28 protein-coding genes are annotated in these 25843 nt (G+C 64.9%); 15 read left to right on the forward strand and 13 right to left on the reverse strand.

The window, feature by feature from the left end:
- The first annotated feature begins 174 nt into the window (after nt 1-174).
- Both JQ566_RS06680 and JQ566_RS06685 read left to right on the forward strand, forming a co-directional pair.
- Nucleotides 175-2487, forward strand: coding sequence for an NADP-dependent malic enzyme (locus JQ566_RS06680; RefSeq protein WP_212371165.1), 2313 nt, complete (start codon nt 175-177; stop codon nt 2485-2487).
- 347 nt (nt 2488-2834) lie between these two features.
- The gene (locus JQ566_RS06685) at nt 2835-3287 is read left to right on the forward strand and encodes a DoxX family protein (RefSeq protein WP_212371166.1); all 453 of its coding nucleotides are present in this window, start codon (nt 2835-2837) and stop codon (nt 3285-3287) included.
- Nucleotides 3288-3290: 3 nt separating this feature from the next.
- Here the strand turns inward: JQ566_RS06685 and JQ566_RS06690 are convergent, their stop codons facing one another.
- From JQ566_RS06690 to JQ566_RS06710, 5 genes are all read right to left on the reverse strand, one after another.
- Nucleotides 3291-4406 (reverse strand): helix-turn-helix domain-containing protein, encoded by a 1116-nt coding sequence (locus tag JQ566_RS06690; protein ID WP_212371168.1) that lies wholly within the window; start codon nt 4404-4406, stop codon nt 3291-3293.
- A 300-nt stretch (nt 4407-4706) separates the two neighbouring features.
- A complete protein-coding gene (locus JQ566_RS06695) occupies nt 4707-5258 on the reverse strand; it encodes a dihydrofolate reductase family protein (protein ID WP_212371170.1) in 552 nt (183 codons plus the stop codon).
- 7 nt (nt 5259-5265) lie between these two features.
- Nucleotides 5266-6288, reverse strand: a complete 1023-nt coding sequence (locus JQ566_RS06700; protein WP_212371172.1) for a polysaccharide deacetylase family protein — start codon at nt 6286-6288, stop codon at nt 5266-5268.
- 165 nt (nt 6289-6453) lie between these two features.
- Complete coding sequence (locus JQ566_RS06705; RefSeq protein ID WP_212371173.1) at nt 6454-7023, reverse strand: glutathione peroxidase; 570 nt, start codon at nt 7021-7023, stop codon at nt 6454-6456.
- Between the two features lie 89 nt (nt 7024-7112).
- Nucleotides 7113-8681 (reverse strand): L,D-transpeptidase, encoded by a 1569-nt coding sequence (locus JQ566_RS06710; RefSeq protein WP_212371175.1) that lies wholly within the window; start codon nt 8679-8681, stop codon nt 7113-7115.
- Between the two features lie 208 nt (nt 8682-8889).
- Between JQ566_RS06710 and JQ566_RS06715 the strand changes: the two genes are divergently transcribed.
- From JQ566_RS06715 to JQ566_RS06730, 3 genes are all read left to right on the forward strand, one after another.
- Entirely contained in the window at nt 8890-9438 is a 549-nt protein-coding gene (locus JQ566_RS06715; protein ID WP_212371177.1) for a CreA family protein, read from the forward strand.
- A 618-nt stretch (nt 9439-10056) separates the two neighbouring features.
- A complete protein-coding gene (locus JQ566_RS06725; protein ID WP_212371181.1) occupies nt 10057-10221 on the forward strand; it encodes a hypothetical protein in 165 nt (54 codons plus the stop codon).
- Between the two features lie 30 nt (nt 10222-10251).
- Entirely contained in the window at nt 10252-10614 is a 363-nt protein-coding gene (locus JQ566_RS06730) for a hypothetical protein (RefSeq protein ID WP_212371183.1), read from the forward strand.
- A 12-nt stretch (nt 10615-10626) separates the two neighbouring features.
- Here JQ566_RS06730 and JQ566_RS06735 read toward each other — a convergent pair whose 3' ends face one another.
- Both JQ566_RS06735 and pdxR read right to left on the reverse strand, forming a co-directional pair.
- Nucleotides 10627-10872, reverse strand: coding sequence for a DUF6719 family protein (locus JQ566_RS06735; RefSeq protein WP_212371184.1), 246 nt, complete (start codon nt 10870-10872; stop codon nt 10627-10629).
- Nucleotides 10873-10939: 67 nt separating this feature from the next.
- Nucleotides 10940-12430 carry a MocR-like pyridoxine biosynthesis transcription factor PdxR gene (gene pdxR, locus JQ566_RS06740; RefSeq protein WP_212371186.1) on the reverse strand — a complete coding sequence of 497 codons (1491 nt, stop codon included), beginning with the start codon at nt 12428-12430 and terminating at the stop codon, nt 10940-10942.
- A gap of 75 nt (nt 12431-12505) precedes the next feature.
- On the opposite strand from pdxR, the gene JQ566_RS06745 reads away from it, so the two are divergent.
- From JQ566_RS06745 to kynU, 5 genes are all read left to right on the forward strand, one after another.
- Nucleotides 12506-13231 (forward strand): pyridoxamine 5'-phosphate oxidase family protein, encoded by a 726-nt coding sequence (locus JQ566_RS06745; RefSeq protein ID WP_212371188.1) that lies wholly within the window; start codon nt 12506-12508, stop codon nt 13229-13231.
- 54 nt (nt 13232-13285) lie between these two features.
- Nucleotides 13286-14563: an ArgE/DapE family deacylase gene (locus JQ566_RS06750; protein ID WP_212371190.1), complete on the forward strand. Its 1278-nt coding sequence runs from the start codon at nt 13286-13288 to the stop codon at nt 14561-14563.
- A gap of 240 nt (nt 14564-14803) precedes the next feature.
- Complete coding sequence (locus tag JQ566_RS06755; RefSeq protein WP_212371192.1) at nt 14804-15613, forward strand: alpha/beta hydrolase; 810 nt, start codon at nt 14804-14806, stop codon at nt 15611-15613.
- 35 nt (nt 15614-15648) lie between these two features.
- Nucleotides 15649-16488 (forward strand): tryptophan 2,3-dioxygenase, encoded by an 840-nt coding sequence (gene kynA, locus JQ566_RS06760; RefSeq protein WP_212371194.1) that lies wholly within the window; start codon nt 15649-15651, stop codon nt 16486-16488.
- An 8-nt stretch (nt 16489-16496) separates the two neighbouring features.
- A complete protein-coding gene (kynU, locus tag JQ566_RS06765) occupies nt 16497-17699 on the forward strand; it encodes a kynureninase (RefSeq protein ID WP_212371195.1) in 1203 nt (400 codons plus the stop codon).
- A gap of 201 nt (nt 17700-17900) precedes the next feature.
- Here kynU and JQ566_RS06770 read toward each other — a convergent pair whose 3' ends face one another.
- The gene (locus tag JQ566_RS06770) at nt 17901-18680 is read right to left on the reverse strand and encodes a cobalamin-binding protein (RefSeq protein WP_212371521.1); all 780 of its coding nucleotides are present in this window, start codon (nt 18678-18680) and stop codon (nt 17901-17903) included.
- A 119-nt stretch (nt 18681-18799) separates the two neighbouring features.
- Here JQ566_RS06770 and JQ566_RS06775 point away from each other — a divergent pair, with 119 nt between their 5' ends.
- Complete coding sequence (locus tag JQ566_RS06775; RefSeq protein WP_131868347.1) at nt 18800-19198, forward strand: PaaI family thioesterase; 399 nt, start codon at nt 18800-18802, stop codon at nt 19196-19198.
- 152 nt (nt 19199-19350) lie between these two features.
- Nucleotides 19351-19956, forward strand: a complete 606-nt coding sequence (locus JQ566_RS06780; protein ID WP_212371197.1) for a GNAT family N-acetyltransferase — start codon at nt 19351-19353, stop codon at nt 19954-19956.
- Nucleotides 19957-20034: 78 nt separating this feature from the next.
- On the opposite strand, the gene JQ566_RS06785 is transcribed toward JQ566_RS06780, so the two are convergent.
- The 4 genes from JQ566_RS06785 to JQ566_RS06800 all read right to left on the reverse strand — a co-directional run bounded on the left by JQ566_RS06785 (nt 20035) and on the right by JQ566_RS06800 (nt 22680).
- Nucleotides 20035-20340, reverse strand: a complete 306-nt coding sequence (locus JQ566_RS06785) for a hypothetical protein (RefSeq protein ID WP_212371199.1) — start codon at nt 20338-20340, stop codon at nt 20035-20037.
- Nucleotides 20341-20435: 95 nt separating this feature from the next.
- A complete protein-coding gene (locus JQ566_RS06790) occupies nt 20436-21122 on the reverse strand; it encodes a DUF2161 domain-containing phosphodiesterase (RefSeq protein ID WP_212371201.1) in 687 nt (228 codons plus the stop codon).
- A 95-nt stretch (nt 21123-21217) separates the two neighbouring features.
- The gene (locus JQ566_RS06795) at nt 21218-21898 is read right to left on the reverse strand and encodes an SDR family oxidoreductase (RefSeq protein ID WP_212371202.1); all 681 of its coding nucleotides are present in this window, start codon (nt 21896-21898) and stop codon (nt 21218-21220) included.
- Between the two features lie 23 nt (nt 21899-21921).
- Nucleotides 21922-22680, reverse strand: coding sequence for a tyrosine-protein phosphatase (locus JQ566_RS06800; RefSeq protein ID WP_212371204.1), 759 nt, complete (start codon nt 22678-22680; stop codon nt 21922-21924).
- 69 nt (nt 22681-22749) lie between these two features.
- Between JQ566_RS06800 and JQ566_RS06805 the strand changes: the two genes are divergently transcribed.
- Complete coding sequence (locus JQ566_RS06805) at nt 22750-23076, forward strand: MliC family protein (RefSeq protein WP_212371206.1); 327 nt, start codon at nt 22750-22752, stop codon at nt 23074-23076.
- A 110-nt stretch (nt 23077-23186) separates the two neighbouring features.
- Here JQ566_RS06805 and JQ566_RS06810 read toward each other — a convergent pair whose 3' ends face one another.
- Complete coding sequence (locus JQ566_RS06810; RefSeq protein ID WP_212371208.1) at nt 23187-23390, reverse strand: DUF2735 domain-containing protein; 204 nt, start codon at nt 23388-23390, stop codon at nt 23187-23189.
- Between the two features lie 541 nt (nt 23391-23931).
- On the opposite strand from JQ566_RS06810, the gene JQ566_RS06815 reads away from it, so the two are divergent.
- Nucleotides 23932-24966: a glutamine synthetase beta-grasp domain-containing protein gene (locus tag JQ566_RS06815; RefSeq protein WP_212371210.1), complete on the forward strand. Its 1035-nt coding sequence runs from the start codon at nt 23932-23934 to the stop codon at nt 24964-24966.
- 185 nt (nt 24967-25151) lie between these two features.
- Entirely contained in the window at nt 25152-25835 is a 684-nt protein-coding gene (locus JQ566_RS06820; RefSeq protein WP_212371212.1) for a substrate-binding domain-containing protein, read from the forward strand.
- Nucleotides 25836-25843 lie beyond the last annotated feature (8 nt).

Here is a 25843-nt window from a genome sequence, read left to right on the forward strand (position 1 = left end):
CTATGGTTTTCAAATGTTTGACCGCGCGCCCTGTTGATGGGGACGCAATCGGATGTTGCCACCGAGGCACCCGGCGTGCTTCATCCCGTTTCCATGACCCGGAAATACCGTTCCGCTTGGGCGGCAGCTCCGGACGATGCATTTTGAGGCCGGTAACGCGAGGCGAGACACCGCATGTCGTCCTATTCTGATGATCTCCACCAGGCGGCGCTGGCCTACCATCGTCTGCCGCGCCCCGGAAAGCTCGAGATCCAGGCAAGCAAGCCGCTTGCCAACCAGCGCGACCTCGCGCTGGCCTATTCTCCGGGCGTTGCCGCGGCTTGCACCGAGATCGCCAAGAACCCGGCCGAGGCGGCCACGCTCACCACGCGCGCCAATCTGGTCGCGGTGGTCTCCAACGGCACCGCGGTGCTCGGCCTCGGCAATATCGGCCCGCTGGCCTCCAAGCCGGTGATGGAAGGCAAGGCGGTCCTGTTCAAGAAATTCGCCGGTATCGACGTGTTCGACATCGAGATCGCCGCCGACACCATCGATCGCGTGGTCGAGACGGTGGCGGCACTCGAGCCGACCTTCGGCGGCATCAATCTGGAAGACATCCGCGGACCGGAATGCTTCGAGATCGAGACGCGCTTGAAGGAGCGCATGAAGATCCCGGTCTTCCATGACGACCAGCACGGCACCGCCATCATCGTTGCCGCCGCCATCAGCAATGGCCTCAGGCTCAACGGCAAGAAGCTGTCCGACGTCAAGATCGTGGCCTCGGGGGCAGGGGCCGCTGCGCTCGCAACGCTGAACTTGCTCGTCTCGATGGGCGCGCAGCGCAAGAACATCTGGGTCTGCGACATCGACGGTCTCGTGCATGAGGGGCGCAACACCTCGATGGACCGCTGGAAGGCGGTCTATGCGCAGAAGACCGACAAGCGCACGCTTGCCGACGTCATCGGCGGCGCCGATATCTTCATCGGGCTCTCGGCACCCGGCGTGCTCAAGCCGGATATGGCCAAGGCGATGGGCGACAAGCCCCTGATCATGGCGCTCGCCAATCCCGTGCCGGAGATCATGCCGGAAGAGGCGCGAAAGGCGCGCCCCGATGCCATGATCTGCACCGGCCGCTCCGACTATCCGAACCAGGTCAACAACGTCCTCTGCTTTCCCTTCATCTTCCGCGGCGCCCTCGACGTCGGTGCCACCGCGATCAACGAGGAGATGAAGCACGCCGCGGTCGAGGCCATCGCGCAGCTCGCGCGCGAGGCGCCGTCGGATGCGGTCTCCCAGGGCAGCCTCGACACCGGCGAGGCGGGCGGCTTCGGCCCGGGCTCGCTGATCCCGAGTCCGTTTGATCCTCGGCTTATCTTACGCATTGCGCCGGCAGTGGCGAAGGCGGCGATGGAGTCCGGTGTCGCGACGCGCCCCATTACCAATTTCGACGAGTATCGCGCGCTGCTCGAGCGCTTCGCCTTCCGCTCCGGCCTCGTCATGAAGCCGATGTTCGTCAAGGCCAAGACCCAGCCGGTCCGCGTGATCTATGCCGAAGGCGAGGACGAGCGCGTGCTGCGCGCGACGCAGGTCGTGCTGGAGGAGAAGCTGGCGCGGCCGATCCTGGTCGGCCGTCCCTCCGTGGTCGAGGCACGCATCAAGCGCTGCGGTCTGTCGATCCGGGCCGGCAAGGATTTCGACCTGGTCAATCCCGAGGACGATCCGCGCTACCGCTCCTACGTGCAGTCCTATGTCGAGGTCGCCGGCCGCCGCGGCGTGACGCCGGACGCCGCGCGCACGGTGGTACGCACCAACAACACGGTGATCGCGGCGCTTGCGGTGACGCGCGGCGAAGCGGACGCCATGCTCTGCGGCGTCGAGGGCCGCTACATGAGTCATCTGCGCCATGTCCGCGAGATCGTCGGCTTCTCGCCGGGGATCAGCGACTACGCGGCGCTGGCGCTGCTGATTACCAGCAAGGGCGCCTTCTTCATCGCCGACACCCAAGTTCGGCCCAACCCGAGCGCGGAGGAGCTTGCCGAGATCGCTTCGCTCGCCGCCGTCCACGTGCAGCGCTTCAACATCAAGCCGAAGATCGCCTTCGTCTCGCACTCGGATTTCGGCAGCTACGATACCGAGTCCTCGCGCAAGATGCGGCGGGCGACGCAGCTGCTCAAGGAGAAGCATCCGGAGATCGAGGCGGACGGCGAGATGCAGGGCGATACGGCACTTTCGGCTGCTGCGCGAAAGTTGGTGCTGCCGCACTCCAAGCTCGAGGGCGAGGCCAACATCATGATCATGCCGAGCCTGGATACCGCCAACGTCGCCTATCAGATGATCAAGTCGCTGGCGGACGCGCTGCCCGTCGGCCCGATTCTGGTCGGCCCGGCGCGTCCCGCGCACATCCTCACCCCGTCGGTGACGGCGCGCGGCATCCTCAACATGACGGCCGTGGCCGTCGTCGAAGCGCAGGAGCGCGCCTCGCGGCAGCAGCCGACGTTGTTTACGTAAGGGGTCGGGCTCTTCGCCTCTCCCGCTTGCGGGAGAGGCCGACGCGCTCGCAGAGCGCGGCGGGTGAGGGCTCTTGCCACCCAGGGACAGCCTCCGCATTTCTCGACAATCCCGCCGCGGAGACACCCCCACCCCGCAAGCGGGAGAGGGAGCCCAGTCCCGACGCCGAAGCATCATTCACACCAAGAGTGGGGCGAGGGAGCAGACCTCCCGCGCATCCGCACTTCAATCTTTTCAAAACAGTTTTCGCCATTTCCCCGTTTGTAAACCGTCGCACGACTCTTCATAATTGTCCGGTCCTCGCGTCAAGACGCCGAATTCTAAAAGCCTGAGCCAAGAGGCCGATCATGCCAGCGTTCGTGACTTTCGGGCGAATCCTGTTCGCCGTGCTGTTCATCTACACGGGCGCGACCAAGCTCTTTGCCATCCAGGCGACCGCCGACTTCATCGCCACCAGGGTCGTGGTGCCTGACGTCATCGCGCCCTACGCCAAGCAGGTCGAGACGGCGGCGGCCATGACCACGCCGCAGCTCTTGGCGATCGCGGTCGGCGGGCTCGAGATCATCGCAGGGCTGATGATTGCGCTGAATTTCGGCGCGCGCTTCTTCGCGATGCTGCTGATCATCTACGTCGCCGTCGCGACCGTCCTGTTCTACGATTTCTGGAACATGGCGGCTCCCGACAACGCCAAGATGCTGGTCGACGCGCTCAAGAACCTGTCGATCATCGGCGCGCTCTGCATGATCATCGGCTATGGCCGCACCACGCGCCCGGCCGAGGCGGCCTACGGCGACGTGTAGCGGTCAATCCGCTCTCGGGGGCGCGATCTCGCGCATCCAGCGGGAAATCGTCGCGCTGCTCACTCCATCGCTGCCGCGCCGCAGGCCGAGCAATGCGGCCTCGCGCGCGGCGCGGGGCGTGATGCCATAGGCTGCCTTGAACGAGCGCGTGAAATGCGCGTCGGTCCCGAGCCGCCAGCGCCGCGCGACCTCGCTGATCCGCGGACCACGCGCGCCCGAATTGGCGAGATCGAAGAAGGCGCGGTGCAGCCGGCGGCTGCGGATGTAGTCGGCGATGCCGCCGACCGGCGCGAACAGCCGGTACAGCGAGGCCCGCGACAGGCCGAAACGGGCCGCGATCGAATTGGCCGACAGATCCTCGCTGGCAAGGCCAGCCTCGATATATTGACGAATCCGCATCAGGGACGGACTCGCAGCGACGGTATGGTCGGCATCAGCGTCGCCACGTTCGATTTCGTTGCGCAGGCAGGCGGCCAGCAGCGAGACCGTGCCCTCGACCACCGATTGGCATTCGTCGAGCGTCATGCGCGGCGCAAATTCGAAGAGCGCGGTGAGATGCCCCGCCAGCAGTCGTGCGATCACGCTGCTGCCCGGCAGGACGAGGCCGTGTAGGTCGTCGACCCGCAAGAGGTGGGTGCCGAACATCGGGCGCGGCACGACCAGCGTGACATTCTCGAAAGCCGTCGCCTTGGTCTCCAGCGTCTGGGCGAGGTCGAACAGGCAGATGTCGCCGGCGCGCACCCGCATCGGCCGGGTGCCCGCGACGCCGTCATAGCCACCCTTCAGATAGAGCTGGAGGATGATGTGGTCGACGCCGCTGCGCGCGATGGTTTCGGCCGTCCGGCGGAAACGCTGGCCGCTGGCACGGCTCAGCCCGATCAGCACCGGCCCCATGGCGTAGGAGCTGATGTCGGCGCGAAACGGGCCCGGTTCGCCTGCGGCGAGCTCGTCGACCTCGAACAGCGTGGCGACAGCCTCCCGCCAGGCGGCGACGTTCGCATCCGTCTCCATCTGATCGGCGGTGAAGCCGAATGCCGGTAGCAAGGACGATATCGGGGCGACATCGTCATTCAATCCGGAAGCGTCCGTCGGACCTGTCGTCGTGCAGTCGTCGCTCATTCTGGCCGTGGTCAGTCTTGCTCTTTTGTCTCAGTCTATTGATGCGGTGTGTCTCGGTCGTCGGCTCGTATTGACGCCGCGCCTCGGACGTTGGCTATAGCGCCACGACCGCCGTCGGGGCTGATTATCGGGTCTCGGCAAATATGCTAGCCGGCTTTGCGCCGGCCGGCGGCGGGACTAATTTTAGCACGCCAGACCAGTAAGATGCGGAACGGTATGGTATTGCCGGTACTTTGCATGGGGTTGTTTTTCTAGTTTTGAGTTGAAGCCGGCGTGAGCGCCGCCGGCACTGCCGGCAGGCTACCCCCGCCGCCACGGGGTCACGGTCACCTCATGCGCCGCGTCGAGGAGGTACGGCGCGCCCGGCTTCATCCCGTGCGAAGCCAGCACCTCGTGAGGCCTCTGCTGGGGCACGCCGACGAAGCAGCCTTCGCCGCCGGGCAGCCGCACCTGCGGAGCCTCCGACAGCCAGAACGTGTCGTAGCGGTCCATGAACAGGTCGAACACGACCGGGCCGCCGATGATGGCGACCATGCCGGAGGCGACGTCCGCGAAGGCGCAGGCCGCCTCGAAGCTCGCATGCGCCGGATTCCACAGCGTCGCGTTCGGCATCTCCGGATCGACGGTGAGGTCCTTGATCTTGCGGGTCAGGATCAGCCGCTTGCGCTTGGGCGAATTCGGTTGCTGCTCGTGCGAGTGCCGGCCATGCACGATCAGCGCGGCGCGATCGAGCGCCTGCTCGAAGAACAGCTTGTCGGCTTCGAACTTCAGGCTGTCGGGCATGACGTGACCGGCGTCGGCCAGCATGCCGTCCGCTGACACGATGACGTAGCCTTCGATGCGGAAAGACAATGGCCTTCTATTCGGAAACGGTCGTCACCACGGAATTGACCGGGCGCTGGCTCACCGTCGGCAGCTTTGCGTCCTTGAGCAGCTCCTGGTCGTATTCCGGCAGCGACGAGGCCGGGAATTTGGCGCGCATCGCCACCACCTTGTAGCCGCCGGCCTTCAGCCGCTTGAGCAACTCGGGCAGGGCCTCCGCAGTGTGCTTCTGGAAGTCGTGCATCAGGATGATGCCCTTGCCCTTGGTGTCGAGCTTCTTCATCACGGTCTCGACCACCTTCTCGGGTTTGGAGGCCTTGAAGTCGAACGAGTCGATGTCGCAGGAGAAGATCCCGACATTGCGGTTGCCGAGATAGGTGACCATCTCCGGCGGATGCTGGAGTGCCGGGAAGCGGAAGAACGGCGCGGGCGAGATGCCGCCGAGCGCCCACTTCACCGCAGAAAGGCCCTTCTCGATCTCTTCCTTGCGTTGCGCTTCGTTAAGCTTCTTGTTGTTCAGGTTGGCGTGCGACCAAGTGTGGCTGCCCACAGTGTGGCCGGCGGCGTAGACCTGCTTGAGGATCTCCGGCTCATAGGTCGCGTGCTTGCCGATCGAGAAGAAGATGCCTGTGGTGCATTCATCGGCGAGCGCCTTCAGCACCGCGGGCGTGTTCTTCGGCCAGGGGCCGTCGTCGAAGGTCAGCACCACCTCGTGGTCGCGCAGGAAGTCGAGCTCCTTGAAATGCTCGAAGCCGAAGCCGGGACCGCCCGTGGTGTCGATCTCGACGGTGCGGGCGACGCCGAGGGCGCCCGGCGTGTTGCAGGCCGCGCGTGCCGGCTGCGGCGCCTGCTTGGGCGGGGGAGGATTGACGAAACCCGCTGGAGCCGCAGCCGCTGCTGCAGGCGCCGGAGCCGCAGCGGGCGTTGCAGCCGCTGGCGTTGCCGCCGGTGCGGCTTGCGCCGCGGCTGCGGGCTTCGCGGCCGGTGTCTGCGACCATGCTGCGCCGGTCATCGCAACCGACATCGCGCTTGCCAAAATCAGTCCTGCCGCCACACGCATGGTGTTGTCCTCGAGATTGATCCCGTTGTTCCGCCGCGGCTTTTCGCCTGCGGCAAGAACCGTCCTGCCCCAAACGATCCTAGCCTAGATGGTAGGCCCTCGCCATTGCAACGGCTGTTTGACGCCCCGCCACAATTGTGCCCAGCCGGATGGGGGCGCCTCGAGTCAACTATCGGCCAGCGCCTTGGCAATGGCCGTTTTGATCCGCGTGTCGGCCGGTTCGATTGCGGAGGGAAAGACCGCGGCGATATAGCCGTCGCGGCCGATCAGGTATTTGTGGAAGTTCCAGCGCGGAACTTCCTTCGGTCGGGCCTCGGCGGCCCATTTGTAGAAGGGGTGCGCTCTTGCTCCGACCACGACGGCCTTGGCCGCAACCGGGAAGGTAACACCATATTGGTGATGCGCGGTCTGCGTGATCTCGCTGGTACCGCCGGGCTCCTGGCCACCGAAATCGTTGGAGGGCACGCCGATCACGGTCAGCCCGCGCTCGCGAAACTCGCTCCAGATCTCCTGCAAGCCGGCATATTGCGGCGTGTAGCCACAGAGCGAGGCGGTGTTCACCACCAGCAGCGGTTTGCCGGTGAACGCGGCGAGGCGGATGTCGTCGCCGGACAAAGCGGGGAAGGAGAAGGCGTAGGCCGAGATCCGGCTCATCCCGCCATCAGCAAGGGCGCGCGCTACGGGCGCGAGTGCACTTGCAAGAGTGACGCTCAGCACGGTCCTGCGATTCATCATGACGGCGTCCCCGAAATGATCCGAGGGCAGATTACTCCGCCACAGTCACCTCACGCGTCAACACCGCGTTATCGAGCGCTGCGTGCGAGCTAGTACAGGCGGACGATGAAGTCGGTGCCTTCGCCGGTCTCGCCCTGGTTGATGCCCTGGTCGGAGACGATGATCGAGCCGCCTGACGTCAGCATCTCGTTGATCTTCGCCATGGTCTCAGTGGGGACCGAGATGCGGTCGAGGGCTTCAGCCGGGCTGTCCGGCGCGACCACCGGTTTTGCGGCGACGGGGATCACGGCGGCGCCGCGCTGGCGGCGCGATACGCGGCCGTCGTCCTCGCGTGCCGCGGAACGGGCGGAGACGGGCAGCGACACCACCGACCAACGCAGCGCATTGGCATCGGCCTTGTCGACTTCGGCGGTGAAGACATGCGTGCCGAGCGGTCGCTCGCCCGCGGCGATCGTGATGGGCACCTCGAACAGCGGCGCAAAATTCTGCCGCACATAGAGCTTGGAATCCTTGCGGCTGATGAAGACGGCAATCTGGCCGGCGCGCTTGGGCGCTTCAGGCTTTGCCGCCAGCGCAGGATCGGCAACGCGGTTCTCGTCCTTCTTCGCATCGGGCGAGGCGGCGAGCGCCGGTGCCGTGGCCTGTGCAATGGGCGTCTTCGCAGAGTCCACCGCCTCCGTCTTGGCCGGCTCGGCCTTCACAGCCTCGACCTTGTCGGCAGGCTTGTCGTCGTTCGCCGGCTTGGTCGCGCCTTCCGACTGGGGCTTGGCCGTATCAGATGCCTCGGCCGTCTTGGCCTTGTCGGCCGCTGCTGCGGCTTCCTCGCGCGCGGGCGCATTGCCGGTGGTCACATCCGACATCACGGCGTGGCCGACGGAGGTGCGCAGATCGAGCACGCTGTCGGCGCTGGCCGTCTTCGTCTCGACCGGCTTGGTTGCGGCGGCGCCCTTGTCGGCCTTGTCGGCGACATTGGTCTGCGGCGCGAGGCTCGCCGCGGGCTGCGGCGGCACGCGCATGGAGGCGAGCAGGGGGTGGGAGAAGCTTTGCGGCGACATCTGGCCGGGCGCCACGATCACGCGCGCGCCCATCCTGGTCCAGTTCCACATCTTCATCGCGAACGCCATCGGCATGCGGATGCAGCCATGCGAGGCGGGATAGCCCGGCAGCACGCCGGCATGCATCGCGACGCCGGACCAGGTGATCCGCTGCATGTACGGCATCGGCGCGCCGCTATAGATGTTGGAGTGGTGGAATTTGTGCTTCTGAATGACGCTGAACACACCCATCGGCGTCGAGTGGCCCTTCATGCCCGTCGACACCGGGGATTCCGCGAAGACGCCGGTGCTGTCGTAGACCGTCGCTTTCTGCCGGTCGATCGAGACGACGATGACGAGCGGTCCTTGCGGCTTGGTGCCGGCTTCCTTCTCGACGACGCTTTCTTTCTTGCTTGCGGCGCCACGCATTTGCGGTTTCTGGCGCGGTATTTCGGGAAGCCGATTCTGCCGGGCGTAATAGGACCCGTCGGAATAGTCCGTCCAATAATAAAACGCTGCGTCGGCCTGGCCGGTCGTGCCGATCGCGCCCGCCGCCGTCAAAATGGCGACCTGCCATAGCCGCGCCGGCTTGGCGGAAGAACCCGACCCGTTCACGCTGCTCATCCTCGAATCCATAATCCAAATCAAACGTTAGTCTCACAAAGGGGATACGCGTTCACCAGCAGGGCGGTTCTGCCGTCAGTTACTTTTGTTCGACACGTAGCAAAAAAGCCTCACGGAGCGGTAAACGGCGGCCGCGCTTGACGGTGCGTCGCCTTCCCGATCGTCGCTTGCGTTCCTACATTGCGGGGACTTGCTACCGGAGAACTTCATGTCATCTCGTTTCCCTGGTCTTTCCAGCATCCGCTTGAAAGGCCTTGCTTTATTCCTCCTGGCTCTGGCCGCACCAATGGCGTCGGCATCTGCGGCCGATGAGCCCGATCTGATCTTCCGCCGCTCCACCGTGTTCAAATGGATGAGCCCGAACGACAAGCTCGCGACCTATGGTCTCGACGATCCTGAAGTCGAGGGCGTCGCCTGTCATTTCACGGTGCCGGAGAAGGGGGGCTTCAAGGGCTGGCTCGGTCTTGCCGAGGAGGTCTCGGACATTTCGCTGGCCTGTCGCCAGGTCGGCCCGATCAAGTTCAAGCACAAGATGGAGCAGGGCGACGACATGTTCCGCCAGCGCCGGTCGCTGTTCTTCAAGAAGATGCAGATCGTGCGCGGCTGCGACGCCAAGCGCAACGTGCTGGTCTACATGGTCTATTCGGACAAGCTGATCGAAGGCTCGCCCAAGAACTCGACCTCGACCGTGCCGATCATGCCGTGGGGGCCGGCGGACGCAAACGTCCAGAAGTGCGGCGAGTTCTTCACGGAGTGACGCGCTTGCGTTCGCTCAGCGACGATCGCGCGGCTTCGCGAGATGAGAGCCGGTCAGCCGCACGAACATCTGCGGCGCGGCCTCGAAGCCGCGGCTCGATTGCAGCGCCATTTCGCCGGCGCTGCCGCGAACGGGTGGTTGATCTCCGCGGTCCGTCCGTGGTTCCGCATCGCGCCGCGTTGCGCGATTTCCCGCCATCATGGTGGCCATCCCTGACGTGAATGCGCCCGATGATCCGGGCGTCTCGGTTTCGATGGCTTGGGTCGCTGCCGAACCACCCCCGGTTCGATCGGACCCAGCCCTCGTTTGCCGTCCTCTTCAGCAGAAAAACGTAAAATGCATGTGAAGCGCGCGCGGCGGCCGCGTGACGGCACCGGTGCCAGGCGCGTGTCCACGCTGGTTCCGGAACTTGGCAGGCCACTTTGGCCTGCAGCGAAACCTGTCTGAAATGACTGGCATTTTCCGAGAATTGTTTCGTCCTGTTGAATGGGACGAAACAATTCTCACGAAGACGAAACCATTTTCAGCTTTTCGCGCATCACGCGCGAAACGGCCCATGGTTATCAGCGTCACAACGACGACGGCGCACCGCCGGCCACCGAATTGGGACACAAGTTCATGCGCGCGCTCAGCCTCATCCTTGCTTTCGGTTTCGTGCTCGCCGGCTCCTCGTTGGCGGGTTCGCCCGACGGCAATCTCCCCGGGGTCGGCACCTTCCAGTACAGCGGCTCGCCCGTCACGGTCCCGGCAGCGCAGCCGATCATGGTCGCCGCCCGCTTTTGATCGCAAAGAAAACAGCCGGCAAAGCCCATCATGTTGCTTCGTCTCTGCGCCGCAGCGTTCGTGTCCCTTCTGGCGATCGGTTCCGTTCAGGCGCAAGCGCGCGCACCCTCCAGGCTACCCGATCCCCGGAGCGAATTCGTGCGCCAGTGCGCGCCGCGCATGCTCGGGCGCTGGGAGCATCCGGAGGAGGTCTGCGGCTGTCTGCACGATCACGCCGCCGCGGCCGTCGAGGACCGCGATCTGCGCGAAGCACTGCTGCGCGGCATCAGCGAGACCGGCGTGCCCACCATCGAGACCGATTGGGTGCCGGCCTCCAAGCAGAGCGAGATCGGCCCGACCTTCACCAAGATCGCCAAACCGACGCTGCAGTGCATGTTCGATCCGGCGAAGTAGCTTCTCAGATCATCATCTCGATTTCGGCCCGTGCCGCGGCACGCAGGAGCTCGTGCGCGAGACTCCTTTGTCGGTCATCTTCGCGCCGCGGACTTCCTTGACCTGGCCGGCGGGGCAGGTTCCGTCATCCACGAGCACGCGCTGGCCGAGCTTCAGATCGACGATGTCCTGCTCGCGTCCGATGGTGCCTGCGCGTGCCGTCGAGGCAAGCGCGATGGAGATCAGCAGCAAGAGGCAGGTCGTGTGGCGAAGCAGCATGATGTGAGGTCCCGGCATCGATGCCGCAATCTAGGGAGCGGCGGGCGATTCTGATAGTAAAGCTTCGTCACGCCCGGCGGGTCGATCTTCCCCTTGCGCCCAACGCCGCGCGCGATTCCCTCGCGAGACGTTCGGCGGAGGCCACGAGCTGTGGAACCGGGTGCCCCGAAAATCCCAGCACGAAGCCGGGCAGAGGACGCCCGCGCGAATAGGTGTCGGCCAATAGCCAGCCTTCTGCGCCGGCCGCGTGCTTGGCATGCGCTGCCACCGACAGATCGACCGAAGGATCGAACCGGGCGACAAGATGCAGGCCTTGCGAGGGCACCGGCACCGAAAGCGCGCCATCCGATGCGACTTCCAGCGTTTCGGCGAGCACGTCGCGTGCCTCGCGATAGAGTTTTCGCACGCGCTTCAGGTTCGCGGCGAAGGCACCGGAATTGAGCATGTCGGCCACCGCGCCTTCCATCAGCGTGCCGGGAAAGCGATCGAGCGCCGCGCGCGCAGCCGTCACGTCCGCGATCAGGCGTTCGGGCAGGGCGCAATAACCGATGCGCAGGCCCGGAAACAGCGTCTTGGCAAACGTGCCCAGGTAGATCACGCGCTGGAGGCGATCGATGCCGGCGAGCGACATCAGCGGTGCGCCGTCATAGCGGAATTCGCTATCGTAATCGTCCTCGAGCACGAATGCGCCGACTTGCCTCGCCCAGTCCAGAAGCTCGAGCCGCCGCGGCATCGACATCTGCACGCCAAGCGGGAACTGGTGCGACGGTGTGACGTAGGCCGCGCGCGCGGACGGCGCCGCGATGCGGCCTTTGGCGACACGCATCCCGTACTCGTCGACGGGAATTGGCACGGCGCGATAGCCGCAATGGGCGACGGTTTTTCGCGCGGCGGGATAGCCTGGATCCTCGCACCAGACCTGGTCGTTGGATTTCAGGATCGCGCTCAACACGATGCGCAGCGCGTGCAGCGTGCCCGACGTCAGCATGATCTGATCGGGGTCGCAACGCAGACCCCGCGCCGACAACAGATGGTCGGCGATCGCCACACGCAGCTCGCGGCTGCCGCGAGGGTCGCCATAATGCAGGTGCTCGGACCCGAATGCGCGCATGCGGCGGCCGACGAAAGCGCGAAAACGCTGCACGGCGCGTTCGTCGATATGAGTGCAGCCGAGAGCGAATGCGCCTTGCCTGGGCGTTTCGACGACCACCTTCGGCTTGTTCGGCTCGGCGGCCCCCCTCGCGGGGATACGTGTCGCGACGAACGTTCCGGACCCGACGGTTGCGTCGGCAAAGCCGTCGGCGATCAGGCGTTCATAGGCGGCGACGACGGCATTGCGCCGGAAGCCGGTCTGCCTGGCCAGCGTCCGCGATGGCGGCAGCGGCTCGCCCGGCTTGACGAGCCCGGACACGATCATCTCGCACAGCGCCTGGTACAGCCGGTGCGCCGCGGAAGCGCCTGGAGTGATGTGCGCCCCGGTAAGATCGAGCGGCAGCTCGGGCTTTGACGGAAAAGGAGGCTTGGCGGGCGCCGGAGAATTGGTCGGAATTTTTTGCATGGAATTGGCACTATCGCAGACCAAATCCACGGCTACAACTGGCCTGGAATTGTTCCAATCCGAGCAGGAGCGGCCGTGAGCCAGACCGAGACCTCAAATTCCTACCCGACATCGGCGCGCAACCAGGTGAAGCGCCGGCACGACCGCGGCTTCTATGATCACGAGACGGTTCATCGCATCCTGGATTCCTCGATGCTGTGCCACGTCTCCTACGCGATCGATGGCCAGCCCTATTGCACGCCGACCTTCTTCTGGCGGGAGGGCACCAAGCTCTACTGGCACGGATCGAGCGCCAGCCGCATGTTGCGCAACCAGACCAAGGGCGAGCGTGTCTGCCTGACGGTCGCCCATCTCGACAGCCTCGTGCTGGCGCGCTGCGGCTTCAACCACTCCGCCGACTACCGCGCGGTGATGGCATTCGGTACGGCCTATCTCGTCACCGACCCTGACGAGAAGGAGCGGGCAGTGATCGCGATGGTCGACCGCTTCTTTCCGGATCGCACCGCTGGCCTGCGACAGAGCACGACGCAGGAGATCAAGGCAACGTCCTTCATCGCGATGGAGATCGAGGAAGCCTCGGCCAAGATCCGCGCCAAGGGCGTCGCCGACGACGACGAGGACTACGCGTTGCCGATCTATGCGGAGCGCATTCCAGTCCGCACCGTGCTCGGCGCCCCGGAGCCGTGCCCGCGCCTGCTCGACGGCGTGACCCGGCCTGCGACGCTGAATGGCTATTCGGCGGGCCGGCTGCTCGAAGATGCATTGCGGGATGCTTATTTTGTGGAGTACCCGAACGGCTGAAATCGGCTAGTTTGCGCACTCCTTGGGACCATTGGAATGCCTGGAGTTGCCCGAATGAATGCCGAAACGCAGCAGAGGATTCTTGACGCCGTCGATGCCGGCTTCGAAGCTCAGCTTGCAACCACAAGCGATTTCGTCGCGATCCCTTCGACCCGCGGGGCCGAAGGGCCGTGCCAGGACATGATCGGCGACCTCCTGCGTGAACGCGGCTACGAGGTCGACGACTGGCACATCGATGTCGACGATTTGAAGGATCTGCGCGGCTTCGGCCCGATCGAGCACGACTTTTCGAAGGCGCGGTCCGTGGTGGGCACCTACCGTCCGCAGACCAATGGCGGTAAGTCGCTGATCCTGCAGGGGCACTGCGACGTGGTGCCGGCGGGCCCGCTGGAATTGTGGGATACGCCGCCGTTCTCACCCGTCATCAAGAACGGGAAGATGTTTGGCCGCGGTGCCTGCGACATGAAGTCGGGCACGATCGGCGCGCTCTACGCACTCGATGCGATCAAGGCCGCGGGCTTCAGGCCGACGGCACGGATCCATTTCCAATCGGTGATCGAGGAGGAGAGCACCGGCGTCGGCGCACTCTCGACGCTTCAGCGCGGCTACCGTGCCGATGCCTGCTTCATTCCCGAGCCGACCGGCGGCAAAATGGTGCGCTCACAGGTCGGCGTGATCTGGTTTCGTCTGCGCGTAAAGGGGCACCCGACCCATGTTGCCTTTGCAGGCTCCGGCGCGAACGCGATCATGGCGGCGTATCATTTGATCCAGGCGCTGCAAAAGCTCGAGATCGAATGGAACGAGCGGGCCAAGGCCGACCGTCACTTCAAGACGCTCGACCATCCCGTCAACTTCAACGCCGGCGTCATCAAGGGCGGCGACTGGGCCTCGAGCGTGCCGGCCTGGTGCGACGTCGACTGCCGGATTGCGGTGTTGCCGGGCTGGTCGATCGCCGATCACCAGAAGGAGATCATGGCTTGCGTCGCCGCCGCTTCGCGCAACCACCGTTTCCTCGCCAACAATCCGCCACAGGTCGAATGGTCCGGCTTCCTGTCGGAAGGCTATGAACTGACCGATGCGGCGGAGCCTGAGGCTGCGTTCGGCAAGGCCTTCAACAAGGTCTATGGCGGCATGCCAGAGGATCTCGTCTTCACCGCGCTGACCGATACGCGCTTCTACGGCCTCAACCACGGCATTCCGAGCCTGTGCTTTGGTGCCAGCGGAGGCGAGATGCATGGCTTCAACGAGTTCGTCGACCTGGAGTCACTGAAGAAGACGACCAAGGCGATGGCGCTGTTCATCGCGGAATGGTGCGGGGTCGAGAAGGCGTAGCGATCGAGATATCGTAGGGTGGGCAAAGGCGCTCTTGCGCCGTGCCCACCGTCGTTCCTCACCCGAATGAAGTGGTGGGCACGCTTCGCTTTGCCCACCCTAAGACACCTCGGCTCGTAGCGGTCGCTGCCCAATCCACCGGCTCTCCAAATGCTTTAAGCTTAAAAGAAAGACTAGGATGCCGGCCGTGCCGGTGGCAGACTGGTGTCCGGTTCGCTGGACGAGTCCTCGGGAGCAACGATGCGCGATTGGGATGACGCTTATGCCAATTCGGCCCATATCCCGGGCTCGGACAAGATGCCGGCGCTGTGGGCGGAGCGAGCGGCGGCCTACCGCGCCGGGCTGACGGAGCTTCGCCCCGACATCGCCTATGGCGCCGGCGAGCGCCAGAAGCTCGACCTGATCCTGCCCGGCGGCGACAGCAAGGGCCTCGTCGTGTTCGTCCATGGCGGCTACTGGATGCGCTTCGACAAATCGACCTGGACCGATCTCGCCGAAGGCGCGCGCCATCATGGCTGGACGGTGGCGCTGCCGAGCTACACGCTGACGCCGGCCGCACGCGTCTCCGATATCACCGCAGAAATCGCCGCCGCTGTCACCAAAGCGGCTGCGCTCGTCTCGGGGCCGATCCGGCTCGCTGGCCATTCCGCCGGCGGCCATCTCGTCACGCGCATGCTGTGCGACGACAGCCGGCTCGAGTCCGCCGTCTACAACCGCATCGCCGGCACGCTCTCGATCAGCGGCCTGCACGATCTGCGTCCACTCCTGAAGACCAGGATGAACGAGACGCTGCGCATGACGATGGAGGAGGCGATGCTGGAAAGCGCGGCGCTGCACTTGCCGCGCGGGCATTCGCCTGTGACCGCCTGGGTCGGCGGCAGCGAGCGGCCCGAATTCATCCGCCAGTCCGATCTGATGGCCAATATCTGGACCGGCTTCGACGTGCCGACGCACCTCGTCATCGATCCCGGTCTCAACCATTTTACCGTGATCGACGGGCTGAAGGACCCGTCCTCGCCGATCACCGCCCGCCTGATCGGCCTCGACTGAGCAAAGCCGGGGAAGATCGATCGAAAGGATCCGTCATGACGTCCCGCGATTACGATCCTGCAAGCGAAGGCGCCGAGACCGATTTCGCCCGGCGCATGTCCTATGGCGACTACCTTGCGCTGGATGCGATTCTTGGCGCGCAGCATCCGCTGTCGGAAGCGCATGACGAGATGCTGTTCATCATCCAGCATCAAACCACCGAGCTGTGGATGCGGCTCGCTATCCACGAGCTCAGCGCCGCGCGCCGTGCGATCTCACGGGATCAGGTGCAGTCCGCGATGAAGATGCTGGCGCGGATGTCGCGCATCTTCGAGCAGCTCAACAACGCCTGGGACGTGCTGCGGACCATGACCCCCAGCGAATATACCCGTTTCCGCTCGCAGCTCGGGCAATCCTCGGGCTTCCAGTCGCGCCAATACCGGCTGATCGAATTTCTGCTCGGCAACCGCAACCACGCCATGCTGAAGCCGCATGCGCACGATGCGGAGACGACGAAGCTGCTCGAGGCCGAGCTCGCGACGCCAAGCCTCTATGACGAGGTGCTGCGGCTCGCCGACCGCAACGGGCTCAAGATGCCTGCGGCGGTGCTGGCGCGCGATGTTCGCGAAACCCATAGCTTCAATGAAGGCGTGCTGCAGGCCTGGCGTATCGTCTACGAGGCGCCGGAGACGCACTGGATGCTCTACGAACTGGCCGAGAAGCTGGTCGATTTCGAGGACTATTTCCGCCGCTGGCGCTTCAACCACGTGACGACGGTCGAGCGCGTCATCGGCTTCAAGCGCGGCACCGGCGGCACCGGCGGCGTCAGCTATCTCAAGCGCATGCTGGAGGTCGAGCTGTTTCCCGAACTCTGGCGCGTGCGTACGATTCTGTAGGGATGTCCATGACCAGGCTTCGCGTCTATGACGACACCAAGGCGCTGTTCCATGTGCCTGACGGCGTGATCTATCTCGATGGCAACTCGCTTGGTGCGCTGCCGCTGGGCGTTGCCGAGCGCGTCAATCGCGTGATCACCGACGAGTGGGGCAACGAGCTGATCCGCGCCTGGAACACCGCAGGCTGGTATGTCCAGCCGCGCCATGTCGGCGATCGCATCGCGCGGTTGATCGGTGCTGCAGCCGGCTCGGTGATGGTCGGAGACACGCTGTCCCTGAAGGTCTATCAGGCACTCGCCGCCGCGCTCGACATGACCCCGTCCCGCAAGATCGTGCTGTCGGACACCGGCAACTTCCCGACCGACCTCTACATGGCCGAAGGCCTGATTGCGACGCTCGGGCGCGGCCATCAATTGCGCCTGGTGGCGCCGGAGGAGATCGAGGCCGCGTTATCCGAGGAGATTGCGGTGCTCTACATCACCGAGGTGGATTACCGCACCGGCCGCCGCCACGACATGGCGGGACTGACGGCGAAAGCGCATGCGCTCGGCATCGTCACGGTCTGGGATCTCGCCCATTCCGCCGGTGCGCTGCCGGTTGATCTCTCCGGCTGCGGCGCCGATTTCGCCGCCGGCTGCACCTACAAATATCTCAACGCGGGCCCGGGCGCGCCGGCCTTCCTCTATGTTGCCCCGCGCCACGCCGACAGCGTGCGTGCCGCCCTGTCCGGCTGGATGGGCCACGCAAAGCCGTTTGCGTTCGAGCTCGCCTATGCGGCGGCCGGCGGCGTCGAGCGCATGCGCGTCGGCACCCCGCCGGTGCTGGCCATGGCGGCGCTGGAGGCCTCGCTCGACATCTGGGACAGCGTCGATATCAAGGAGGTTCGTGCGCGCTCGCTGGCGCTCGGCGATCTCCTGATTGCGGAGGTCGAACGCCGTTGCCCGTCCTTGAAGCTGGTGACGCCGCGCGCGCAAGAGCAGCGTGGATCGCAAGTCTCCTTCGCCTTCGACGGCGGCTACGCCGCCATGCAGGCCCTGATCGCGCGCGGCGTCATCGGCGATTTCCGCGCGCCCGACATCATGCGGTTCGGGATTACGCCGCTGTATATCGGCGAGGGCGAGGTGATGAAGGCGGCCGGGATCATAGAGGAGGTGATTTCAGGCGAAGTGTGGCGGCGGCCGGAATATCAGGTCGTGAATGCGGTAACGTGAGCAAAATCGCGTGCCCCGGACGCAGCGCAGCGCTTCTCAGCGGTGCGCTGCAGAGCCGGGGTCCACGCGGCACCGAAATCCGTCGAGAGATGGGTCCCGGCTCTGCGCAGCAACGCCATCAGCGCGTCTACGCGCGTCTTCGACGCGCTATGGCGTCGCAGCGCGTCCGGGACACGAGAGCTGCGGTCAGCTCATTCGCGCTCAACCCCACAACGCCGCAACGATCGCATCGAGCCCATCCGTCAGCGCCGCCGGCCCGGGCTGGAGAATGATCGGCGACTTGATCTCGACGATGCGGTCGTCGCGCACGGCGGGGATATTGCTCCAGCCATCGCGCTGGCGGATGCGGGCAGGCACGACTTTCTTGCCGCACCAGGAGGCAAGGATCACATCGGGCGCGGCCTCGCGCACTGCCTCCGCCGAGACGATGCGCTCCTTCGCCGCCTGCCGATGTCGCAGCTCGGCAAACGCATCCGCACCGCCGGCTATCTCGATCAATTCGGAAACCCAGCCGATGCCGGAGATCAATGGATCGTCCCACTCCTCGAAATAGACTTTTGGTCGGGGCGAGGGGCGGGGCGTCGCTGCGATCGCCGCGAGGCGCCGCTCGAAACTTTGCGCAAGGTCTTCCGCGCGCCCGGCGGCGTCAACCAGTGCACCCAGCGTGCGGATCATCGCCAGGATCCCGGCGACGTCGCGCTGGTTGAATACATGGACATCGATGCCGGCGCGGACGAGGTCGGCGACGATGCCGGCTTGGAGATCAGAGAAGGCCAGTACGAGGTCCGGTTCCAATGCCAGAATCTTCGGGATGTCCGCTGAGACGAAGGCTGACACCCGCGGCTTTTCGCGCCGCACCTGCGGCGGGCGGACGGCGTAGCCGGACACGCCGACGATGCGGTCCTGCTCGCCGAGCAGATAGAGCGTCTCGACCGTTTCCTCGGTCAGGCAGACGATGCGGCGGGGCGGGAAGTGGCGCATGGCGAGACCATATGCGCTCATGCAGCGGACAATGTCACGGTGGCCATTACCTCGGACGTCATTGCTTTGCCGTGCGAAGCCATTCACGTTGAGACAACAATGAATTGGGAGGGCTTTTGATGACGCCGCTCGAGAAACTTAAAGCGATGAAGATGCCGTTCGCCGAGCTCAAAGGCGTCGAGTTCGTCGAAGCCGGGAAGGATCGCGTGGTGGCGCGGATGACGGTCCGGCCCGATCTCTGCACGCTTCACCACACCATCCATGGCGGGGCGGTGATGGCGCTGGCCGATTCCGTCGGCGCAGCGGCGACCGTGATCAACTTGCCCGAGGACGCCAAGGGCACGACCACGCTGGAGAGCAAGACCAACTTCATCGGCGGCGCCAAGGAGGGGACCACTGTCATCGCCACGGCCACTCCGGTCCATCGTGGCCGGCGGACCCAGATCTGGACCACCCGGCTGGAAACCGAGGATGGCAAGCTGGTCGCCGTGGTGACCCAGACGCAGCTGGTCCTGTAAGACCACGAGATATTGATTTTATTAACCAATTGGTCGCTTCCGCTGCCTCTAACTTGGGCAGGTCTCCGTCTTGAAAATCATGGTGCGATGCACAATATAGGGGTCCTAGGGATTCGAACGCCTCCTCGAGGGACACCAAGAGGAGTTCTGACGTGGTACTTGAAGAGACCGTCCGCACTGCCCCGGGCTATGTGCGGACCCTGATCCAGCAGGAAGAATTGCCGCTTCTGCGCGATCACCTGCTGAGGCTCGATGCCGCAAGCCGGCACGACCGTTTCAACGGCTTTCTCGACGACAGCTTCATCGAGCGCTACGCCGCCCGCTGCGCCGAGGACGGCACCGTGATCGTTGCCTATATCGTCGATGGCATGGTCCGCGGTGCGGCCGAACTGCATCCGCCGGAAGGCGATTCCTTGCCTGAAGTCGCCTTCAGTGTGGAAGCGTCCGCGCGCCGCCAGGGTGTCGGCACAGTGCTGTTCCGCCGCCTGATCGCGGAGGCGCGCTGGAAAGGCTACAAGCAGCTGCGCATCACGACGGGTGCCGAGAATCACGCGATGCGGGCGCTCGCCCGGAAGTTCGGGGCGCATCTGGCTTTCCGCCACGGCGAATCGACCGGGACGATCGACCTCGCCAAGACGCCTGAGGCCGAGCTCGCCGATCTCGCGGCCTCGCCCTTCACGGCCGGGCGCGCTCTTCTCAGCTTCAACAGCACTTGCTGGAAGCTGATCTCAAGCATGTACGGCAATCGCGCCGCGTAGCCCAAATCGCGCACGGGAATCAAAAAGCGGACCGGCAAAACCGGTCCGCTTTCGTATTCTGGGTGGCGAAATGAACGCTCAGGTGCCGGTGCGTTTGTCGTTGCCGAAACGGCGGACGATGCGGCGTTCGACCACGACGGAGCGCTGCGCGCCTTGTTCGCCGGCGATCACCCGCGTGGCCGTGATGCGGCTGTTGCTGCGGGCCTGCTTCTTCACCTCGGCCTGCACGATCTCGAGCGGCATTCCCATCAGGGCTGCGGCGATCTCGGCCTGCTGCGCCTGATCGTCGGTGATGCCGACAGCGGCGAAGATCGCCTCGTCCAGGGTGGGCGGATCGTGGCGCACGCGCCGCGTGCCATATTTGGTATTCCAGTCTGCGCTCATAACGGCCTCGTTTTGATGCCGGGATACCTAGTGCCGCGAATGTTGCATTGCAATATGTAATTGGTGTGGCAGCTCAGCTATGCACCGGTCGGGTGTCATGGCGGTGACGCAGCACCGGCGCCGACCACCGCCCGCTGCTGAGGCCAGCGTTTCAGGGCAGCGTGTCCGGCTTCGGTGAGCCGGTAGATTCCCCGCTCGGCGCGCTCGAACCAGCCATACACATTGTTAAGCAAGATCTTGCCGGCATCGGGACAGCGCACACGCAGCTCGCGTACGGGCCGCGGACCTGTCGCGAGCTCTGATGCGCAGGCCAGCGCCTGCTGCCGATAGGCCGTCATGATCGGTGCGCGGGTACTGCCGCCAAGCACCGGATCGCCCTGGCGCCGCTGATGCTCGGCGACGAGGCGCGAGCGCACCTTCGGCTCGCGGCGGGGCGCCGTGGTTGGCGGCTTCACCAGAACCTCGACCTGGCCGCGATCGGTCACCCCGAGCATGCCGAAGCCGAGGCGGCGGCAGAGATTGCGATAGCGCGCATCGCTCTCGCGTCCCTTGCCGCGCGCCGACATCTTCGCCGCGATCCAGACCTCGTCGCCGGCCGGTGCGCGATCGACCGCCTGCAGGATCAGCTCGAGATTGAAGGCGAGCTTGAGCTCGCCGATCACCACGACCGGCGGATCGCCGGCGCTGAGGCCGACGAGATCGCAGCCGCCGATCTCGCCCTTGACCGTGAAGCCGAGCTCTTCGAGGAAGCGTTTGACGGGCAGGTAAAGCGCGGTTTCCAAGGGAGTTCCGATCGGAGAATCAGTCGCGGCTAGTCTAGTGCCTTCTCGGCTCCGATTGAATCAAGCCGATGTTCGGACCATCGATCAATGCGTAATCATACTCGTCCACCTACCGGGATCAGCGCGCCGGTGACGCCGCTGGCGGCATCGCTGGCGAGGAACAGGATCACCTCTGCGAGCTCCTGTGGCGTCACCCATTTGGAAAAGTCCGCTTTCGGCATGTCGGCGCGGTTGGCCTGGGTGTCGATGATCGAGGGCAGCACGGCGTTGACCGTGACCTTACCCTTCCACTCGCTGGCGAGCGCTTCGGTCAGGCGATGCACGCCGGCTTTCGAGGCGGCATAGGGGCCCATGCCGCTGCCGGCCTGGAGCGCGCCCATCGCGCCGATATTGATGATGCGGCCAGCCTTGGATGCGACGAGGTGCGGCAGCGCCGCGCGCGAGGTGTTGAGCGCGGTGAGGACATTCAGCGCATGCATGCGCTGCCAGGTCTTGATGTCGCCGTCGCCAATGGTCTCGAATGCGAAGCCGCCGGCGATGTTGATCAGCGCGTCGAGCCGGCCGAAGTGCTTGGCCGCCGTCTCAACGGCCGTCTTCGCCTGCGCCGCGTCGGACAGGTCGACGCCGCCGATCTCGATGCTCTCAGGCCTTGCCGAGCTCCGCGAAGGCGCGTGATCGATGCCGGCAACGCGCGCGCCGCGCGCCTGTGCGGTCTCCGCAACCACCTTGCCAAGCGCGCCGAATGCGCCGGTCACGATCAGGACCTTGTCTTGCATCATCGTTCTCCCGGCGCGGTGGCCTATGATTGCAGATAGCGCGCCTTCAACGCGGTCCGCTCGGCCGTGCCGAGCTTGAGCCCATCGCGCAGATAGGTTTCGAGATCGCCATATTCGCTGCCGACCGCTTCGAACGCGGCCGCGAGGTACGAGGTCTCGACGCTGCCGATCGCGTCGAGAACATCGGCCGGAAGATCGGAGGCGTTTGACGCGTCGCGCTTGTAGTGCCGGTTGGTCAAGAGGTAGTCCTCGGCAATGACATCGTCGGGCACGCCCAGCGCATGCAGGATCAGCGCGCTGGCAAAGCCGGTGCGGTCCTTGCCGGCGGTGCAGTGGATCACGAGCGGCGCGCGGTCTTCGAGCAGATGGCCGAACAGCGCGCGAAAGCTATGCGTGTTGTGGCGAACATAGTTGCGATAGGACTCGCGCATGAGCTCCAGCGCCACCGGCGCGGTCAGCGTGCCCCGGGCGAGTTCGGCGCGCAGCGCGGCGACGACGGTTGGCTCGATCGGCAGCGAGTGCACCGTGATCTCGTTCACGACGCAGACGCCGGCCGCGCGCTCCTCCAGCCCACGGAAATCGAACGCGCTTCTGACGCCCAGCGCGCGGACGATCTCGACATCGGCCGCGGTGAGCTGGCCGAGATGATTGGAGCGGAAGATGTGCCGCCAGCGCGTGGTGCGGCCATCGGTGGTCGGATAGCCGCCGAGATCGCGAAAATTGCTGGCGCCTTGCAGGGCGAGATGGCGAACATGGGAGTCTTTTAGGGAAGAGTCTTGCATGGGATCGGCTTGGGTTATGGTTCCACTGGATGCGCTGCGGCATCCTTCAGGCCATTACAGGGGGCGATCATGAGCCGACACAAGGCCATTGTTTTGGCGGTCGCCATGCTGGCGGGCGGAATTGGCTACGCGCGGCAGGCGGATGCGCAGACGTTCAAGACCTACCGCTGCGCCGATGGTACCCAGTTCATCGTGGGATTTTATGACTACGACAAGCGCGCTTTCCTCCAGATCGACGGCGAGCCCGTCACACTCGCCAAGCGGCTGTCGGTCTCGGGCGCACGCTATTCGGGGGCGGGGATCACGCTCGTCATCGGCAAGACTGGAGCGACCACGGTCAAGCACCTGAAGCGGCCGGTCACGGCCTGCGCGGTGATCGAGAAGCCCGGGCTCTAGCCGGAAGTTCACCAGGAATCAAAAAGGGCCGAAACACCGTTGTTTCGACCCTTTTCAAACTGCTGCCGGCCACTTGCGAGAGCCCGGCGCTATCAAACCAGCAACTGTCATCAGCGTTCCCATTTGGGCTTGGCTTCGTCGACCGCATCCTGATGATACCAGCTGTCGCTGCAGATCGAGACGTTCGAGGGCAGCGAGGCGTGATCGGCGGGAAGGCGGGTCTCGCCATAACGGCGTCCCCCGAGAGCCGCACGGCCGCCGACGGGGAATTGGTAGATCTTCGCAGATCCGTGACTCAGACCATTGTTCATCATTGCGATTTCTCCTTGGTCGAAGCGCCTTGGCCTCCATGGTGCGCCCGACTCGTTCGATTGTGGTTACTGGAATCCCCATATCGGCCGCGCTTCCCGGATTGGAAAGTGCTGAAAAGGAAATCAGTTTCCGCCCAATTTGTGGGCAGATAGCCTTCTGCATCCTCCAAGGCACGCTGCCGCTGACCAACGCTTGAGCCATTCCGAAGGTTGCCGGGGAGGGGTGGGAGAGTTTGCGAAAATTGCCGGACGTTGATGCGCGTTTAGTCGGCAACCTCCGGGGCGGTGTCCGCTGCTTCAGATTCGGGCGTTTTCCGCGGGATTTTTGCAGTGCAGCTTTACGTGGAGGTGCGCGGCTATGACGCACGGTGACGTGGGTGGCTCGTCCGCGGCGAGGACGAGCCGGCCGCGGTGGAAAACCGCCCGTACTGCGGCCTTTTGGCACGTTAAATGCTTGGGAAGCGCCGGCCGATGATGGCCGGGTACAAAACGTGCGGGGGCCTCCCGGGCCCCCAACCTTTCGCATCATCTACAGAGAGGCTCAATGACCAAGTACAAGCTCGAGTACATCTGGCTCGACGGATACACGCCGACTCCGAATTTGCGCGGCAAAACTCAGATCAAGGAATTCGCGTCGTTCCCGACGCTCGAGCAGCTTCCGCTCTGGGGCTTCGATGGCTCCTCCACCCAGCAGGCCGAAGGCCACAGCTCCGATTGCGTGCTGAAGCCGGTCGCGGTGTTTCCGGACGGTGCGCGCACCAACGGCGTGCTCGTGATGTGCGAAGTCATGATGCCCGATGGCAAGACCCCGCATCCGTCCAACAAGCGCGCCACCATCCTCGACGACGCCGGCGCCTGGTTCGGCTTCGAGCAGGAATACTTCTTCTACAAGGACGGCCGTCCGCTCGGCTTCCCGACCGCCGGCTATCCGGCGCCGCAGGGCCCGTACTACACCGGCGTCGGCTTCTCGAACGTCGGCGACGTCGCCCGCAAGATCGTCGAAGAGCATCTCGACCTCTGCTTGGCTGCCGGCATCAACCATGAAGGCATCAACGCGGAAGTCGCGAAGGGCCAGTGGGAATTCCAGATCTTCGGCAAGGGCTCCAAGAAGGCCGCTGACGAAATGTGGATGGCCCGCTACCTGATGCTGCGCCTGACCGAGAAGTACGGCATCGACATCGAATTCCACTGCAAGCCGCTCGGCGACACCGACTGGAACGGCTCCGGCATGCACGCCAACTTCTCGACCGAGTACATGCGCACGGTCGGCGGCAAGGAGTACTTCGAGGCGCTGATGGCCGCCTTCGACAAGAACCTGATGGACCACATCGCCGTCTACGGCCCGGACAACGACAAGCGTCTGACCGGCAAGCACGAGACCGCGCCGTGGAACAAGTTCAGCTATGGCGTTGCCGACCGCGGCGCCTCGATCCGCGTTCCGCATTCCTTCGTCAACAACGGCTACAAGGGCTATCTGGAAGACCGCCGTCCGAACTCGCAGGGCGACCCCTACCAGATCGCTTCGCAGATCCTGAAGACGATCTCATCCGTGCCGACCGACAAGAAGGCCGCGGCCTAAGATCCTCCCGGCCCGGGCTGGGGGGCTGGCCCGGGTTGGTGCTCAATCCGCCGGAGCGAAGGCTCCGGCGGATTTTTGCATTTGGATGACGGCCGCTGCTGTGCCTGCCGACTGCGGCGCCGCGAAACTTGTCCATTGCCGCCCTCAAGCTGATGCACCGCGCCTGATTGCGCCAGGACCTGCTCATGGAAAACGTTCGCATGCTCTCGACGCTCGGCCTGATGGGCGCGATGCGCAGCCTGTCCTCCGCCTTCGAGGCGACCTGCGGCATCCATGTCGATGCCGACTTCGCGCCGACCCTGGCGCTGCTCAAGCGGTTGCGCGAGGGCGAGGCCGCCGATCTCGTCATCCTCACCCGCGAGGGGCTCGACGAGATGATCGGCGAAGGCCGCGTGGTTGCCGCGAGCGCAGCTGATCTGGCGCGCTCCTTCGTCGGCATCGCCGTGCGGGCAGGGCAGGTGCATCCCGACATCGGCAGTGAAGCCGCGCTGCGCAGGACGCTGCTCGCAGCGCGGTCCGTCGCCTATTCGCGGCTCGGTGCGAGCGGCGTGTACTTCGCCCAGCTGATCGTGCGGATGGGCATCGCGGCCGAGATCAATGCCAAGGCCGCCATCGTCGAGCAGGGATTTACCGCGGAGCGGCTCGTGACCGGCGAGGCAGACCTTGCCGTGCAGCAGGTCAGCGAGCTCAAGCAGGTCGGCGGCATCGAGGTGGTCGGTCCGATCCCGCACGAGTTGCAGACACCGGCCGTGTTCTCGGCCGGCCGCGTGGCGAACGCGAAACATGCCGACGCCGCGGATCGGCTGCTGCGCCATCTGGCATCGCCCGAGGTCACCCCCGTCCTGCGCCAGTCGGGACTTGAGCCTTGAATTTGCCG

The sequence above is a fragment of the Bradyrhizobium sp. SZCCT0231 genome, from assembly GCF_018130245.1.
Classification (GTDB): domain Bacteria; phylum Pseudomonadota; class Alphaproteobacteria; order Rhizobiales; family Xanthobacteraceae; genus Bradyrhizobium; species Bradyrhizobium japonicum_F.

Coding starts and splice junctions, on each gene's coding strand:
- JQ566_RS06680 (WP_212371165.1), top strand. CDS start 175: ATGTCGTCCTATTCTGATGATCTCCACCAGGCGGCGCTGGCCTACCAT.
- JQ566_RS06685 (WP_212371166.1), top strand. CDS start 2,835: ATGCCAGCGTTCGTGACTTTCGGGCGAATCCTGTTCGCCGTGCTGTTC.
- JQ566_RS06690 (WP_212371168.1), bottom strand. CDS start 4,406: ATGAGCGACGACTGCACGACGACAGGTCCGACGGACGCTTCCGGATTG.
- JQ566_RS06700 (WP_212371172.1), bottom strand. CDS start 6,288: ATGCGTGTGGCGGCAGGACTGATTTTGGCAAGCGCGATGTCGGTTGCG.
- JQ566_RS06705 (WP_212371173.1), bottom strand. CDS start 7,023: ATGATGAATCGCAGGACCGTGCTGAGCGTCACTCTTGCAAGTGCACTC.
- JQ566_RS06710 (WP_212371175.1), bottom strand. CDS start 8,681: ATGAGCAGCGTGAACGGGTCGGGTTCTTCCGCCAAGCCGGCGCGGCTA.
- JQ566_RS06715 (WP_212371177.1), top strand. CDS start 8,890: ATGTCATCTCGTTTCCCTGGTCTTTCCAGCATCCGCTTGAAAGGCCTT.
- JQ566_RS06725 (WP_212371181.1), top strand. CDS start 10,057: ATGCGCGCGCTCAGCCTCATCCTTGCTTTCGGTTTCGTGCTCGCCGGC.
- JQ566_RS06730 (WP_212371183.1), top strand. CDS start 10,252: ATGTTGCTTCGTCTCTGCGCCGCAGCGTTCGTGTCCCTTCTGGCGATC.
- JQ566_RS06735 (WP_212371184.1), bottom strand. CDS start 10,872: ATGCTGCTTCGCCACACGACCTGCCTCTTGCTGCTGATCTCCATCGCG.
- pdxR (WP_212371186.1), bottom strand. CDS start 12,430: ATGCAAAAAATTCCGACCAATTCTCCGGCGCCCGCCAAGCCTCCTTTT.
- JQ566_RS06750 (WP_212371190.1), top strand. CDS start 13,286: ATGAATGCCGAAACGCAGCAGAGGATTCTTGACGCCGTCGATGCCGGC.
- JQ566_RS06755 (WP_212371192.1), top strand. CDS start 14,804: ATGCGCGATTGGGATGACGCTTATGCCAATTCGGCCCATATCCCGGGC.
- kynA (WP_212371194.1), top strand. CDS start 15,649: ATGACGTCCCGCGATTACGATCCTGCAAGCGAAGGCGCCGAGACCGAT.
- kynU (WP_212371195.1), top strand. CDS start 16,497: ATGACCAGGCTTCGCGTCTATGACGACACCAAGGCGCTGTTCCATGTG.
- JQ566_RS06770 (WP_212371521.1), bottom strand. CDS start 18,680: ATGCGCCACTTCCCGCCCCGCCGCATCGTCTGCCTGACCGAGGAAACG.
- JQ566_RS06775 (WP_131868347.1), top strand. CDS start 18,800: ATGACGCCGCTCGAGAAACTTAAAGCGATGAAGATGCCGTTCGCCGAG.
- JQ566_RS06785 (WP_212371199.1), bottom strand. CDS start 20,340: ATGAGCGCAGACTGGAATACCAAATATGGCACGCGGCGCGTGCGCCAC.
- JQ566_RS06795 (WP_212371202.1), bottom strand. CDS start 21,898: ATGCAAGACAAGGTCCTGATCGTGACCGGCGCATTCGGCGCGCTTGGC.
- JQ566_RS06800 (WP_212371204.1), bottom strand. CDS start 22,680: ATGCAAGACTCTTCCCTAAAAGACTCCCATGTTCGCCATCTCGCCCTG.
- JQ566_RS06805 (WP_212371206.1), top strand. CDS start 22,750: ATGAGCCGACACAAGGCCATTGTTTTGGCGGTCGCCATGCTGGCGGGC.
- JQ566_RS06810 (WP_212371208.1), bottom strand. CDS start 23,390: ATGATGAACAATGGTCTGAGTCACGGATCTGCGAAGATCTACCAATTC.
- JQ566_RS06815 (WP_212371210.1), top strand. CDS start 23,932: ATGACCAAGTACAAGCTCGAGTACATCTGGCTCGACGGATACACGCCG.
- JQ566_RS06820 (WP_212371212.1), top strand. CDS start 25,152: ATGGAAAACGTTCGCATGCTCTCGACGCTCGGCCTGATGGGCGCGATG.